This window comes from Burkholderia sp. Bp9140 (assembly GCF_003853425.1).
Taxonomy (GTDB): Bacteria; Pseudomonadota; Gammaproteobacteria; order Burkholderiales; family Burkholderiaceae; genus Burkholderia.
This window is the reverse complement of sequence record NZ_QTPQ01000036.1, coordinates 26,335-41,039: the sequence shown is the minus strand read 5'-3', so window position 1 is coordinate 41,039 and position 14,705 is coordinate 26,335. Positions and strand designations below refer to the sequence as shown.

The 14,705-nt window shown below is 68.2% G+C and carries 14 protein-coding genes; 7 read left to right on the top strand and 7 right to left on the bottom strand.

The features are described from left to right. Positions 1–26: 26 nt before the first annotated feature. Positions 27–1,073 carry a 4-hydroxythreonine-4-phosphate dehydrogenase PdxA gene (locus DIE21_RS27050; RefSeq protein ID WP_124500556.1) on the bottom strand — a complete coding sequence of 349 codons (1,047 nt, stop codon included), beginning with the start codon at positions 1,071–1,073 and terminating at the stop codon, positions 27–29. 155 nt (positions 1,074–1,228) lie between these two features. Between DIE21_RS27050 and DIE21_RS27045 the strand changes: the two genes are divergently transcribed. Further along, entirely contained in the window at positions 1,229–2,176 is a 948-nt protein-coding gene (locus DIE21_RS27045) for a LysR family transcriptional regulator (RefSeq protein WP_124500555.1), read from the top strand. Between the two features lie 247 nt (positions 2,177–2,423). On the opposite strand, the gene DIE21_RS27035 is transcribed toward DIE21_RS27045, so the two are convergent. Together DIE21_RS27035 and DIE21_RS27030 are read right to left on the bottom strand one after the other, a co-directional pair. After that, positions 2,424–3,710, bottom strand: a complete 1,287-nt coding sequence (locus DIE21_RS27035) for an MFS transporter (RefSeq protein ID WP_124500554.1) — start codon at positions 3,708–3,710, stop codon at positions 2,424–2,426. Between the two features lie 403 nt (positions 3,711–4,113). Beyond that, on the bottom strand, positions 4,114–4,269 hold the full coding sequence (locus tag DIE21_RS27030; RefSeq protein WP_124500598.1) for a DUF3309 family protein: 156 nt from the start codon (positions 4,267–4,269) through the stop codon (positions 4,114–4,116). Positions 4,270–4,481: 212 nt separating this feature from the next. On the opposite strand from DIE21_RS27030, the gene DIE21_RS27025 reads away from it, so the two are divergent. The 6 genes from DIE21_RS27025 (at position 4,482) to DIE21_RS27000 (ending at position 10,104) form a co-directional block, all read left to right on the top strand. Beyond that, entirely contained in the window at positions 4,482–5,156 is a 675-nt protein-coding gene (locus DIE21_RS27025) for a histidine phosphatase family protein (RefSeq protein ID WP_124500553.1), read from the top strand. A gap of 20 nt (positions 5,157–5,176) precedes the next feature. After that, positions 5,177–6,208 carry a phosphotransferase gene (locus DIE21_RS27020; RefSeq protein ID WP_124500552.1) on the top strand — a complete coding sequence of 344 codons (1,032 nt, stop codon included), beginning with the start codon at positions 5,177–5,179 and terminating at the stop codon, positions 6,206–6,208. A gap of 76 nt (positions 6,209–6,284) precedes the next feature. Beyond that, entirely contained in the window at positions 6,285–7,049 is a 765-nt protein-coding gene (locus DIE21_RS27015) for an SDR family oxidoreductase (RefSeq protein WP_124500551.1), read from the top strand. Positions 7,050–7,056: 7 nt separating this feature from the next. Further along, entirely contained in the window at positions 7,057–7,815 is a 759-nt protein-coding gene (locus DIE21_RS27010) for an SDR family NAD(P)-dependent oxidoreductase (protein WP_124500550.1), read from the top strand. Positions 7,816–7,853: 38 nt separating this feature from the next. After that, positions 7,854–9,098, top strand: a complete 1,245-nt coding sequence (locus DIE21_RS27005) for an acyl-CoA dehydrogenase family protein (protein ID WP_124500549.1) — start codon at positions 7,854–7,856, stop codon at positions 9,096–9,098. A gap of 100 nt (positions 9,099–9,198) precedes the next feature. After that, positions 9,199–10,104 (top strand): LysR family transcriptional regulator, encoded by a 906-nt coding sequence (locus tag DIE21_RS27000; RefSeq protein ID WP_124500548.1) that lies wholly within the window; start codon positions 9,199–9,201, stop codon positions 10,102–10,104. Positions 10,105–10,154: 50 nt separating this feature from the next. Here DIE21_RS27000 and DIE21_RS26995 read toward each other — a convergent pair whose 3' ends face one another. The 4 genes from DIE21_RS26995 to DIE21_RS26980 form a co-directional block, all read right to left on the bottom strand. Next, a complete protein-coding gene (locus tag DIE21_RS26995) occupies positions 10,155–11,288 on the bottom strand; it encodes a J domain-containing protein (RefSeq protein ID WP_124500547.1) in 1,134 nt (377 codons plus the stop codon). Between the two features lie 98 nt (positions 11,289–11,386). Then, complete coding sequence (locus DIE21_RS26990; protein WP_185640706.1) at positions 11,387–12,094, bottom strand: GntR family transcriptional regulator; 708 nt, start codon at positions 12,092–12,094, stop codon at positions 11,387–11,389. Between the two features lie 64 nt (positions 12,095–12,158). Beyond that, complete coding sequence (locus DIE21_RS26985) at positions 12,159–13,205, bottom strand: proline racemase family protein (RefSeq protein ID WP_124500546.1); 1,047 nt, start codon at positions 13,203–13,205, stop codon at positions 12,159–12,161. Positions 13,206–13,212: 7 nt separating this feature from the next. Beyond that, entirely contained in the window at positions 13,213–14,703 is a 1,491-nt protein-coding gene (locus DIE21_RS26980) for an aldehyde dehydrogenase family protein (protein WP_124500545.1), read from the bottom strand. Positions 14,704–14,705: the final 2 nt, after the last annotated feature.

Genomic DNA, 14,705 nt, shown 5'->3' with positions numbered 1-14,705 from the left:
TGTCGTGTGTGGATGGCGTGCGAACGTCACGCCGAAACGGTGGGGGTGCGGCGCGCGGCGCCCATCCGGCACGCGATCTGCAGCGCCTGCCAGGTCGCGCCGACGTCGGCGCTGCCGCGCCCCGCGATGTCGTACGCGGTGCCGTGCGCGGGCGTCGTGATCGGCACGGGCAGCCCGCCCTGCACGGTCACGCCGCGCGAGAAGCCCAGCAGCTTGATCGCGATCTGCCCCTGGTCGTGGTACATCGTGACGATCGCCTGGTAGTCGCCGGCCTGCGCCTTCAGGAAGATCGTGTCGGCGGGGAACGGGCCGTGGAACGGCGTGTCGGTCGGCCAGTCGCGCGACTGCAGCTTGCGTACCGCCGGCTCGATGATGTCGACTTCCTCGCGGCCGCAGCTGCCGCCGTCGCCGCCATGCGGGTTGAACGCGGCGATCGCGACCTTCGGCGCCGTGACGCCGTTCGCGAGCAGCGACCGGTAGATCAGTTCGGAGGCCTGTTCGATGCGCTCGACACTCAGTTGGGCCGCCGCGTCCTTCAGTGGAATATGCGACGAGATCCGCGCGGTCCACAGCTCGCCGAGCGTGTTGAATTCGCAGAAGTAGCCGGTCACGCCGAGCGCGGCGGCGAAGTGGTGCAGCTCGTCGTCGTGCTTGAGCCCGCCGAGCTTCATCGCGTACTTGTTCAGCGGCGCGAAGCAGATCGCGTCGATGTCGCCGGCGAGCGCGGCGTCGAGGCACTGGTCGAGCACGATCAGCGTCGAGCGGCCGCCCGCCGCGCCGGGCTGGCCGACGGTGACCTGCGCGGGATCGATCGTGCCGACCGCAACGAACGCGGCGCGCGCGGTGGACGGCCGGCCGCGCACGGCGGTGAGCGATGCGACGGGCTCGACGTCGACCGTCACGCCGGCGACGCGCTGGCCGGCTTCCCACAGCCAGCGGTCGCCGATCAGCACGAGGTTCGCGCGGGACGTCGCGTCGGGCCGCGCGAGCAGTTTCGCGATCAGCTCGGCGCCGATGCCGGCGGGGTCGCCGAGCGTCAGCGCGACGACGGGCAGGGAGGCGGCGGTCGTCATGGGGTGTCTCCGTGGCGGGCTGCAGGCGGTTGCGTGTTCAAGCGGTGTCTCCGGTGGCGGCGCGTGGCCGTTGGTCTATGGGGTTCATGCTAGGTAGACGGAATGAGTCGGTAAATTGAAAACTCTTGATGAATCGATAACCTGGAGTAATCGGAATGGGCTCGATCGATCGACGAGACTCGACTCCCCAATTGCTGAACCGCCTGCGGATGCGGCAGATCGCGCTGCTGCTCGCGGTGGATGAATGCTCGACGCTGCGCGCGGCCGCCGCGCAGCTCGGCCTCACGCAGCCGGCCGCGACGAAGATGCTGGCCGAACTGGAAAGCGCGCTCGGCCAGCGGCTGTTCGACCGCGTCGGGCGCGGGCTCGTGCTGAACCCGGCGGGGGAGCGCGTGCTCGGCTATTTCCGCGGGATCCGCGGCAGCGTGGAGGCGCTCAATCGCGAGCTCGGCGAGCTGCAGCTCGGCAGCGCGGGGCGGCTCGCGATCGGCAGCATCATGGCGGCGTCGCCGGGGCGGCTCACCGAGGCGCTGGTGCAGCTGAAGGCGCGCTATCCGCTGCTGGCGATCGACATCGCGGTCGATACCAGCGACCGGCTGATGCCGCAGTTGCGCGAAGGCGTGCTCGAGGTGGTGATCGGCCGCAACGCCGGCACCGATTGCGACTTCCGCGTGGTGGACGACGAGGCGCTCGCGATCATCGCGGGCCGCGGCCATCCGCTCGCGGGCGCCGGACCGGTCGAATTCGACGCGCTGCTCGACTACACGTGGATCCTGCAGCCGGCCGGCAGCCCGGCGCGCGAGGTCGTCGAGCGCGAGTTCCGCGCGCGTCACCAGCCGATGCCGCGCGGGCTGGTCGAGACGGGCTCGATCCTGACGACGATGAACCTGGTCGACCGTTCGCACATGCTCGGCGTGATTCCGCTGACGGTCGCGCAGCGCAACGCGGAGCACGGGCTCGTGGCGATCCTCGACTACGAGCTCGACCAGAAGCTGCCGTCGTACGGCAGCCTCGTGCGGCGCGACCGGCCGCTGAGCATTCCCGCGCAGCACTTTCTCGCGCTGTTTCACCGGGACGGGGTGGGCGATGACGGCGGCGCGTAACGGCGCGGTTTGCCAGCCGAGGCGGCCGAGCCAGCCGCGCCAGCCGAGGCGACCGAACCAGCCGAATCAGCCGAATCAGCCAAGCACGCCGAACAAGCCGCATCGGCCGAATCAGCCGCGCCAGCCGAGGCGGCCGAGCCAGCCGAGCCAGCCGAGCCAGCCGAGCCACCACCATCGCGGAACGCAGTGAAGCGTGACGGCGACGCCGGCGAGACGGGGGAGGCAGGCGACCCCGAACCGAACGGCTTCAGCGAGCCGACGGCGCGGCCGGCGCTTCGGCGAGCGACGGCATCGATTCCGGCAACGCGCGATCCGGCCGAATCCGCAGCGCGGCGACGATGCCGATCACGAGCATCGCGACCGACCCGACGAACGGCACCGTCCAGCTGCCGGTACGGTCGACGAGATAGCCGAACAGGATCGGCGACAGGATCCCCGAGATCGCCGAGCCGGCATTCATCATCCCGCTCGCGATGCCCGCGTGCGTCGGCGCGATATCGCTCGGCACGGCCCAGATCGGTCCGATCGTCAGTTCGAGACACAGGAACGACCCGGACAGGCACAGCGCGATGCTGGCCGTCGAATGCACGAACGCGAGCGGCAGCATGCACGCGAGTGCGCCGGCGAAGCTCGCGACGATCACGCTCTGGCGCGACAGCGCGAGGTTGCCGGTCTTGCGGTAGATGCGGTCGCACAGCCAGCCGCCGAGCGTGTCGCCGACGACGCCCGCGAAGAACACACCGGATGCGAACAGCGCGGTCGACTTCAGGTCGAGGCCCTTGCCGTTCAGGAAGAACGTCGGCAGCCACGTGAAGAACAGCCACGCGGTCCAGCCGTAGCAGAAGTACACGAAGATCGTCGGCGCCATCCGGCGGAACAGCGGCCCCCACGGCGTCGGGCCGGACGGTGGTGCCGGCCGGGCGGCGGCAGCGGTGCGCGCATGGCCGTTGCCGTCGTCGTCGCCGAGCGGGTGCTCGCGAAAGCCGACGACCCACCACACGAGCCACACCAGCGTCACCGCGCCGATCACGAAGAACGCCGCGCGCCACGACAGCCACGTCATCAGCGCGGCGACGATCGGCGGCGTGACCGCGTTGCCGAGCCGCGAGAACGAATGCGTGAAGCCCTGCACGACGCCGCGCCGTTCGCGCGAGAACCAGTGCGTGATCGCGCGGGCCTGCGCGGGCAGCGTCGCGCCTTCGCCGATCCCGAGCAGCAGGCGCGCGGCGAACAGCAGCGCGAGGCTGTGCACGAGCCCGGTCATGAACGTCGAGGCGACCCAGATCAGCCCGCAGCCGATCAGCGTGATGCGGGCGCCGAAGCGGTCGGCGATCCACCCGCCGACGATCTGGCAGATCGCGTACGAATACGCGAACGCGGAGAACGCGATGCCGAGCTCGGTGTTCGACAGGCCGAGCTCGGCCTTGATCGCGCCGGCCGCGGTCGCGAGGTTCACGCGGTCGACGTAGAGGATGAACGAAAGCGCGCACAGCAGCCACAGCGTATGGCGCCGTTGACGGTGATCGGTAGGCATGTGTCTCACTCCATTCTCGTGCGCGGCGTTGCAATGACGCCGCGTTCACTGGCCGGGCCAGCATCGCGTGCCGGGGGCGGCACCGTCTAGTGAATCTTTTGGATCAGTTGATAACCGGAGGGATTCGGTTGCGCTGCGTTCGGGCGCCGGATCGGGTGAGGCGCGGGTTTTCCAAGGGTGGTTGCGGGATGAGGCGGGATGGCAGGCGCCCTGGCTTCGTACCGTGCGTACCGCCTCTGCGCGGACCGGGGCCGGCCGAGGAACGCAGGCATCACGGCGCGACGGCGGCAGGCCGGGGCCCGTCGCCGGACCGGCGCCGGGCGTCGGGTGTGTAGGAAGGGCGCGCGTGCACCCCCGTTCGGACCGGCGCGCGGGTGTCGCGGCCGGCCTTGCCGTGGCAGTCTCAGATGTGACCCAGCAGTACGAGGATGACGACGATGATGACGATCATCCCGACAGTCCCCGATGGCCAGTAGCCCCAGCTTCGGCTGTGCGGCCATGAGGGAAATGCCCCGATCAGCAGCAGAATCAGAACGATGATAAGAATGGTCCCGAGCATCGCACCCCTCCTGAACGTGTTAGACGTGATGGTGGCGGCTGGCGCAATTCCCGTGCCGCTGGCGGACGGCGGTCGGCCATCGCGCGTCGAATGCGCACGGTCCGGATGCCAGAAATTCATGCGATGAATGCCGCCCGATTCAGAAAATAAATTTCAAAAATGCAATCCCCATCGCTATGCTGGGCTTCCGGTATCACTCAGGCGGGCATGCAATGGCTGAACTCTTTCTGGTCCGGCACGGGCAGGCGTCGTTCGGCACGGACGACTACGACCGGCTGTCCGCGGCCGGCGAGCAGCAGGGTGTCTGGCTCGGCGAGCATTTCGCGCGGCAGGGCCTGGCGTTCGACCGCGTGATCTGCGGCACGCTGAACCGGCATGCGCAGACCGTCGATGCGATCCTGCGCGGGATGGGCCGCGAAGGCGTGCCGGTCGACCGCCATCCGGGCCTGAACGAATACGACTTCCACGGGCTGTTCGCGGCGGCGGCCAGCGACTATCCGGAGATCGCGCGGCTCGCGGCCGGCTCGATGAAGGAATACTTTCGCGCGCTGCGGCAGGTGCTGCATCTGTGGGCCGACGACCAGCTCGGCGACACCGCGCCCGAGACCTGGATGCATTTCCAGCAGCGCGTCGCCGACGCGCGCGCCGCGATCCGCGACGGCGGCAGCCAGCGCGTGCTCGCGGTGAGTTCCGGCGGACCGATCGCGGTGACCGTGCAGCAGGTGCTCGCCGCCCCGCCGGCGAGCGCGATCGCGCTGAACCTGCAGATCCGCAACAGCAGTCTTTCGCAGTTTTTCTTCAACGCCGAAGCGTTCCACCTGGCGTCGTTCAACGGCATCCCGCATCTCGAGGATCCCGAACGCCATGCGTGGCGCACCTACGGCTGACCCCACGAACGATCGCGATGATGACGAACCCTTCCCAGCCCCTCGACGTAGCCCGCCTCACGCGCTATCTGGAAGCGCACGTGCCGGGATTCGAAGGCCCGCTCGACTTGGAGAAGTTTGCCGGCGGCCAGTCGAACCCGACCTTCCTGCTGCATGCGAAAAGCGGCCGCTACGTGCTGCGCCGCCAGCCGCCCGGCGAACTGCTGAAATCCGCGCACGCGGTCGATCGCGAATTCCGCGTGCTGAGCGCGCTGTCGGGCACCGCGGTGCCGGTCGCGCATCCGTATCACCTCTGCGTTGACCGCGACGTGATCGGCAGCCTGTTCTACGTGATGAGCTTCGAGGACGGCCGGATCTTCTGGGATCCGGCGCTGCCGGAACTGCCGAAGGCCGACCGGGCGATCTGCTACGACGCGCTGCTGCGCACGATGGCCGCGCTGCACGACGTGGACGTCGACGCGGTGGGTCTCGCCGACTACGGCCGCCCCGGCAACTATTTCGAGCGCCAGATCGGCGTGTGGACGAAGCAGTATCGCGCGGCGGAAACGGAGCGTCTAGACGCGATGGAAACGCTGATCGACTGGCTGCCGAAGGCCTGCCCGGAGGACACGGGCCGGCCTGCGCTGGTGCATGGCGACTTCCGGATCGACAACCTGATGTTCGCGCGCGACGACTATCGCGTGCAGGCCGTGCTCGACTGGGAACTGTCGACGCTCGGCAATCCGCTCGCCGATCTCGCGTACTTCTGCATGTGCCTGCGGTTGCCGTCGGGCGGCCAGGTGCGCGGGCTCGCGGGCCAGGATCGTGCCGAACTCGGCATTCCCGACGAAGCGGCGATCGTCGCGCGCTATTGCGAACTGCGCGGGATCGAGCCGATCCGCGACTGGCATTTCTATCTCGCGTTCAGTTTCTTCCGGCTCGCGGCGATCGCGCAGGGCGTGAAGGCGCGCGCGCTGCAGGGCAACGCGTCGAGCGAGCAGGCGCTGCGCGTGGGCGCGATGGCCGGCCGGCTGGCCGAACTGGCCGTCGGCGTGATCGACGCGCATCGCTGAAATCGACGGAAGCGCCGCGAGCACCGATCTCGCCGCGCGGCGGCACGACAACACATCAATGGAGGAGCACGGCAACATGGCAACGAATCTGTTCGACCTGACGGGCAAGATCGCGCTGGTGACGGGCGCGAGCCGCGGCATCGGCGAGGAAATCGCGAAGCTGCTCGCGGAGCAGGGCGCGCACGTGATCGTGTCGAGCCGCAAGCTCGACGACTGCCAGGCGGTGGCGGACGCAATCATTGCGGCGGGCGGCCGCGCCGAAGCGCTGGCCTGCCACGTCGGGCGGCTGGAGGACATCGCCGCGACGTTCGAGACGATCCGCGGCAAACACGGCCGGCTCGACATCCTCGTGAACAACGCGGCCGCGAACCCGTATTTCGGGCACATCCTCGATACCGATCTCGCCGCGTATGAAAAGACCGTCGACGTGAACATCCGCGGCTACTTCTTCATGTCGGTCGAGGCCGGCAAGCTGATGAAGGCGCAGGGCGGCGGCGCGATCGTCAACACCGCGTCGGTCAATGCGCTGCAGCCGGGCGACCGGCAGGGCATCTATTCGATCACGAAGGCCGCGGTGGTCAACCTGACGAAGGCATTCGCGAAGGAGTGCGGGCCGTTCGGGATCCGCGTGAACGCGCTGCTGCCCGGCCTCACGAAGACGAAGTTCGCGGGCGCGCTGTTCGCCGACAAGGACATCTACGAGACCTGGATGGGGAAGATCCCGCTGCGCCGCCACGCGGAGCCGCGCGAGATGGCCGGCACCGTGCTGTATCTCGTGTCGGACGCCGCGAGCTACACGAACGGCGAATGCATCGTCGTCGACGGCGGCCTGACGATCTGAGCGCGCGATGAAACTCGACAGCTACGCCGGGCAGGCCGTGATGATCACCGGCGCCGCGAGCGGCTTCGGTGCGCTGCTCGCGAGCGAGCTGGCCGCGATGGGCGCGCGGCTGGCGCTCGGCGACCTGAACGATGAAGCGCTCGAACGCGTGGCCGCGCCGCTGCGCGCGGCCGGCGCCGACGTGATCGCGCGGCGCTGCGACGTGCGGATCGAGGCTGACGTCGCGGCGCTGGTGCAGGCGGCGGCCGCGCGCTTCGGGCGGCTCGACGTCGGCATCAACAACGCAGGTATCGCACCGCCGATGAAGGCGCTGATCGACACCGACGAAGCCGATCTCGACCTGAGCTTCGCGGTGAACGCGAAGGGCGTGTTCTTCGGGATGAAGCACCAGATCCGCCAGATGCTCGCGCAGCGCGAAGGCGTGATCCTGAACGTCGCGTCGATGGCCGGGCTCGGCGGTGCGCCGAAGCTGGCCGCCTATGCGGCGTCGAAGCACGCGGTGGTCGGGCTCACGAAGACGGCCGCGCTCGAATACGCGCGCCACGGCATTCGCGTGAACGCGGTGTGCCCGTTCTACAGCACGACGCCGATGGTCACCGACGGCGACATCGGCGACCGCCAGGATTTTCTCGCCCAAGGGACGCTGATGAAGCGGCTCGGCCGCCCCGAAGAAATCGTCGCGACGATGCTGACGCTGTGCGCGAAGGAAAACACTTACCTGACCGGGCAGGCCGTCGCCGTCGACGGTGGTGTCTCGGCCTTCTGAACCGAACGAACGGAAACCGGAATCTCGAGGAGTCGATCATGGACTTTGGCTACACCCCGAAAGTGGAAGAACTGTGCGAACGCGTGCGCGCGTTCATGGACGCGCACATCGTGCCGCGCATCCGCCAGTGGAACGAGGAAGTGCATGCGGGCCAGTATCCCGTGTCGTTCATGGAGGAACTGAAGGAACGCGCGAAGGCGGAAGGGCTGTGGAACCTGTTCCTGCCGCACCTCAAGGACGACGAGCCCGGCACGGGCCTGACGAACCTCGAATACGCGCCGCTCGCCGAGATCATGGGGCGCGTGAACTGGGCGCCGGAGGTGTTCAACTGCAACGCGCCGGATACCGGCAACATGGAGCTGCTGCACATGTTCGCGACGCCCGAGCAGCGTGAACAGTGGCTGCTGCCGCTGCTGCGCGGCGAGATCCGCTCGGCGTTCGCGATGACGGAGCCCGACGTGGCGTCGTCCGATGCGACGAACATCACGACGCGCATCGAGCGCGACGGCGACGAATACGTGATCAACGGCCGCAAGTGGTTCATCACGAACGCCGCGCATCCGAACTGCAGGATCTTCATCGTGATGGGCAAGACCGATCCGGACGCCGAGTCGCACCAGCAGCAGAGCATGATCCTCGTGCCGCGCGACACGCCGGGCGTGACGGTCGTGCGCAACATCACGGTGGTCAATCACCACGCGCCGGAAGGGCACTGCGAGATCACGTTCGACAACGTGCGCGTGCCGGCGCGCAACCTGCTCGGCGCGGAAGGCAGCGGTTTCGCGCTCGCGCAGGCCCGCCTCGGGCCCGGTCGCATCCATCACTGCATGCGTTCGATCGGCGCGGCCGAGCTCGCGCTGGAACTGATGGTCGACCGCGCGCAGTCGCGCGTCGCGTTCGGCAAGCCGCTGAACCGGCATGGCACGGTCGGCGAATGGATTGCGCGCTCGCGCATCGAGATCGACCAGGCGCGCCTGCTCGTGCTGAAGGCCGCGTGGATGATCGACAAGGTCGGCGCGAAGGCCGCGCGCAAGGAAATCGCGATGATCAAGGCGCTCGTGCCGACCGTGTATACGGACGTCTGCGACCGCGCGATGCAGGTGTTCGGCGCGGCGGGGTTGAGCCCCGATACGCCGCTCGCCGATCTGTGGACCTGGGGCCGCGCGCTGCGCTTCGCCGACGGCCCGGACGAGGTGCACCTGCAGGCGATCGCGCGGATGGAGATCAAGGATGCCGTGCGCGGGTCGACCGAGCCGTACCTGACGCCGCCGCCGCGCGGTTGAGCGGCGCGCCGGGATGCGCAATGCGTCCGGCGTCTCTCGCGGGGCCTGCATGGACGAACGAATGGCGCACGCCGTAAGATGCCGGCAAGGAGATCCGGCGATGCGCCTTTCGAAGATTGATCTGAACCTGTTCGTCGTATTCGAGGCGATCTACAACAAGCGCAACCTGACGCGCGCGGCCGAGGTGCTGAACCTCACGCAGCCGGCCGTCAGCAACGCGCTGGCACGGCTGCGCAAGACGCTGAACGACCCGCTGTTCGTCAGCACGCCGGCGGGGATGATGCCGACCCCGATGGCCGAGAACATCGTCGGCCGCGTGCGCGAGGCGCTGCAGCTGCTCGATTCGAGCGCGCACGAAGGCGACGTGTTCGATCCCGCCTCGTCCGAGCGCGTGTTCCGGTTGAGCATGAGCGACCTGACCGAGGCGCTGCTGCTGCCCGCGCTCGGCGAACTGCTGCAGACGCATGCGCCCGGCATGCACGTGCGCAGCTACACGATGGACCGCCGCGAAGTGGCGACCGCGCTCGCGAACGGCTCCGTCGACATCGCGATCGACGCGCCGCTGATCGGCGACCCGCACCTGCACCAGGCGCTGCTCGTGCGCGACCGCTACGCGTGCATGATCCGCGACGATCACCCATTCAAGGGCGATACGCTGACCATGGACGACTACCTGTCGATGGGGCACATCCACGTGTCGAGCCGCCGCAAGGGCAGCGGGCACGTCGATGCGGAACTGACGCGGCTCGGGCTGCGCCGCAACATCCAGATGCGCGTGCAGCACTACATGGTCGCGCCGCTGATCGCGATGCGCGGCGACCTCGCGCTGACCGCGCCGCTCAGGCTGCTGCAGCGCTATCCGGCGCGGATTCTCGAGCTGCCGTTCGAGATGCCGGGGCTCGAATACTTCTGCTACTGGCATCGCAGCGCCGATCAGGATCAGGGCAGTCGGTGGCTGCGGGAGCAGCTGATGAGGCTGATGGGCGGGATGGGCGAGCCGCGGTGATGCGCGGGGCGCGCACGTCGCGCGTTCGCCGGTATCTGCCAGCCCGCCGCTCAGAACGAATCGTCGTCGAAGCGTGACGATGCCGGCCGGCGCTTCATGTTCTTCAGCCAGTCCCTGACCTTGTCCGGATCCTCGAACTCGCGCAGTGCCGCGCCGAGGTCCTGGTTGCCGCGCTGCATGCCGGCAATGTCGCGCGTGAGCATGCGCACGACGGTATCGGGCGCGACCTTGACGGACGACGCAATGCCGTAAGTCCGCCGGAAATCTGTCTCGACGTGCTGGATCTCCTGATCGAGTTCACGAAGCTGCTCTTCCAGGATGCCGTTGTAGCGCGTCAGCCGCGCTTCGCTGAGCCCGTCGATCGCACGGCGGTCGATCTGTTCGATCTCCAGTTGCAGTTCGAGCAACTGCAGCAGGTTGGCCTTCGCATAGGCGTGGTTGACCCGTTGCATCAGCACGGTCTTGCGTTCCTGCTCCGCGGGATCCGTTTCGCGATCGGGATGCAGCGCGCTGGCAAGCTTGCGATAGATCTCGCGGATCGACTTGCTCGATTCGGCCTGCTCGGCTTCGATCCTGGCCTGCGCGGCCGATTGCTTCGGCGCTTTCTTGCGCTTCGCGCGCTGTGCCTCGCGGGCTGCGTGAGCAGCCATGTCGCGCTCGAACTGCGCGTCGAGTTCGGCTTGCATCCGATCGGCAAGTTCGTCGGGCGACAGCGTGTCGAGATCGTCTGCCGATTCCATGCCGGGCGTTGGCGTCAGCTTCGGTTCCGGCTTCGCCGGTTCGCGATCGACCGCGGCGCTGCCGACGTTCCCGGATGCGCGATGCCGGTCGTAAATGATCTTCAGTTCCGCGTCGTCGCTGACGTTCAACAAGTCGCGCGCCATATCGGCGATCAGGTCGGAGAGTGTGCGCTGCTCGGCCTTGCTCAGTCCCTTCCGCAGGAACGCGTCGTCGAGCAGATGGATCAGCCTGGTCCGCAGCGCGGTCGCTTCCTGTTCGAGCGGCAACAGAGCGTCGACGAACTTCTTCTGGAAGACCGGCATGACGGCTTCCCACGCACCGAGACGCTCGCGTCGCTTTTCGATGTGCTTGACGAGCGTATTGAACGTGTTCTGGGCTTTCGACAGGCTGGCTGTCTCGTGACCGGGCGCGATGGCGACCGCGGCACCGCGACGTGCGGTCATGATCAATATCCTCCGGCCGCGGCGGGAGGCGCGGCAGGCCGGTATTTTAGCCGGATGGGCGCGGGCGCTCCGGCCTGCGGTGTGCCAATGCCGATGCGTTACAGCACCGCCATCGACTCCGTCATGTTCTGCTTCATGTAGTCGAGGAAGCGCTTCTGGAACAGCATCGTGTGCTCGTGCGCGGCGCGCTCGGCGGCGTCCGCGTCGCGTCGCACGATCGCGTCGATCAGTTCGTCGTGGTCGCGGCCGAGCTTGGCGGCCGTCGGCGAACTCACGGTGAAGTCGAAATGCAGATGGAGCAGGCGCTGCCCTTCGCCGAGCAGCCGCTCGTAATAGCCGACGAAGTACGGGTTGTTCGCGGCGTGCGCGATCGCCATGTGGAGCGCCTTGTTGGTCTCCGACATCGCCTGGAAGTCGCCGCTCGCGACGGCCTCCATGTAGACGTCGTCGGCCTTGCGGATCTTCGCGAGGTCGGCTTCGGAGCGCTGCGTGGCCGCGAGCCGCGTGACCGCGCGCTGGATCAGGTCGAGCGCCGAGATGTATTTCGGGAATTCCTCGATCTCGAACGGCGTGACGAGCGTCGTGCGGTTCGGCAGGATCGTGACGAGCCCCTCGCTGCTCAGTCGCGCAATGGCGTCGCGCACCGGCGAGCGCGACAGCCCGAACTGCGCGGCCAGCGAGATTTCGTCGAGCTGCACGCCCGGTTTCAGCTTCAGCGTCAGGATCTGCTTGCGCAATTCCTCATACACATACCGCCCGCCGTGCCGGCGGCCGCCACCTTCGGTTTCAACGGCCTCTTTGCTCATCTCGCTGCCTTTCCTGTAATCGGCCCGGGTCGCCGGGCGCGCTCTGGAGTTTAGCATCGCGTCCTCACGTGCCCGACGTCGCCGAGGGCCCGAACCCGTCGCCCCACGTGTCGCTGAGCATGAATCCCGCGGCCAGCGGATCGTCGGGATCGACGCCGAGCTGCTGGAATCCGAACACCCACGCGCGCCCGGTGACGCGCGGCAGCACGGCCGGCCGCCCGCCCACTTCGGTCGTGCCGAGCAGCTCGACGCGGAATTCGCCGCCGATCGTCGAGCGCGACGTCAGGCGATCGCCGACCTGCACGCGCCCGCGCGCGGCGAGCGTCGCGAGATTGGCCGAACTGCCGGTCCCGCACGGCGAGCGGTCGACGCGGCCGGGCGGCAGCGTCGTGCAGGTCTGGTACACCGTGTCGTCGACCCGGTTGCGAAACATCACGTATGCGACCTCGTTGATGTCCGGGTAAAGCGGATGCTGTACGGCGACCTGCCGGTTGATGATCTCCCTGAGCCGTACACCGTGCGTCGCGAGCTGCCGTGCGTTGCCCGGCGCGATGTCGAGCCCGATCTGGTCGACGTCGACGAGCGCGTAGTACACGCCGCCGAATGCGATGTCGGCCTTGATCGTGCCGAATTCCGCCGTGTGCACGTCGACGTCGAGGTGTTCGACGAACGCAGGCACCATGTCGAGCGATACACCGACGCAGCGGCCGTCGCGGCAGGCGGCCCGCGCGGTGACGAGCCCGGCCGGCGTGTCGAGCACGACGGTGGTCTCGGGCTCCTGCATCGGCACCATCCCGAGTTCGAGCAATGCGGTCACGACGCAGATGCAGTTGCTGCCCGACATCGGATGCGCCTTGTCGGCCTGCAGCACGATGAAGCCGGCATCCGCTTCCGGCCGTGTCGGCGGCAGCAGCAGGTTGACCGACATCTGCAGGCAGCCGCGCGGTTCGAGCACGACCAGGCGCCGCAAGCTGTCGTCGGTCTCGTTGATGTGGTTCATCTTGTCGAGCATGGTCTTGCCCGGCACGTCGAGGACGCCACCGGTGATGACCTTGCCGATCTCGCCCTCGCAATGCACGTCGACGAGCTGCAGCGTTTTGTTCCAGCGCATGATCGATTCACCTTTCCTGCTTGATGTACCAGCCCCACGGCTTGTCGCTGTCGTAGCGCGTGATCTGCTTGATCTCGAGGTAGTTGTTCAGGCCCCACTCGCCGAGTTCGCGTCCGATCCCGCTCTGCTTGTAGCCGCCCCACGGCGCCTCCGTGAACGTCGGCTGCGAGCAGTTGATCCACACGATACCCGCCCGCATCGCGCGTGCCACGCGTTCGCAGCGCGGCAGGTCGGCCGACATCACCGCCGCCGCGAGACCGAAGCGCGAATCGTTGGCCGAGCGCACCGCTTCGTCTTCCGTATCGAACGGCCGCACGCAGACGACCGGCCCGAAAATTTCCTCGCGCCAGATCCAGCTGTCTTCCGGCACGTCGGCGAACACGGCCGGCTCGATGAAGTAGCCGCGCTCCAGGTGCGCGGGCCGGCCGCCGCCCGTCACGAGCCGCGCGCCTTCGTCGCGGCCGCGCGCGATGGCCGCCCGCACCTTGTCGTACTGCCCGCGGCTCACCAGCGGGCCGAGCAGCACGCCGTCGTCGCGGCCGTTGCCGATCCTGATTTTGCGCGCTTCCTGCGCGAGCCGCTCGACGAGCGGCGCGTACAGCGCGCGCTCGACGAGCACGCGCGACGTCGCCGAACACACTTCGCCCTGGTTCCAGAAGATGCCGAACAGGATCCATTCGACGGCTGCTTCGAGATCGCTGTCGCCGAACACGATGAACGGCGACTTGCCGCCCAGTTCGAGGCTCACGTTCTTGATGTCGCGCGCGGCGGCCTGCATGATCCGGCTGCCGGTCGGCACGCTGCCGGTGAACGCGAGCTTGTCGATGCCAGGGTGCTCGGCGAGCGGCGCGCCGGCGTCCGCGCCGAGGCCCGTCACGACGTTCAGCACGCCGGCCGGCAGTCCGGCCGCGTCGGCGATGCCGGCCAGCTCCAGCGCGGTGAGCGGCGTCAGTTCGGATGGCTTGAGCACCATCGTGCAGCCGGCCGCGAGCGCGGGCGCGACCTTCCACGCGGCCATCAGCAGCGGAAAATTCCACGGGATGATCGCGCCGGCCACGCCGATCGGCTCCTTCCGGACGACCGTGCTGAAGCGTTCGTCCGCGAGCGGCACCGGCGTTTCGGCGCCGCTGTCGAGCTGTTCGGCGAGCCCCGCGTAGAAGTCGAAGCAGCCGGCGGCGTCGCCGAGGTCCCACAGCGCTTCGGGCAGCGGCTTGCCGTTGTCGCGCACTTCGAGCTCGGCCAGCTCGGGCAGGCGGTCGCGGATGCCTTGCGCGATCGCACGCAGCACGGCGGCGCGCTGCGCGCCGCTCATGCGCGGCCACGGGCCTGCGTCGAACGCGCGACGCGCGGCATTGACCGCGGCGTCGATGTCTTCCGCGGTGGCGGCGGCCACTTTCGCGATCACGGTTTCGTTGCTCGGATCGAGCGTGTCGAAGGTACGACCCTGAACGGGTGCCACCCAGCGGCCGTCGATGAAAAACTGTTCGTATGATTTCATAG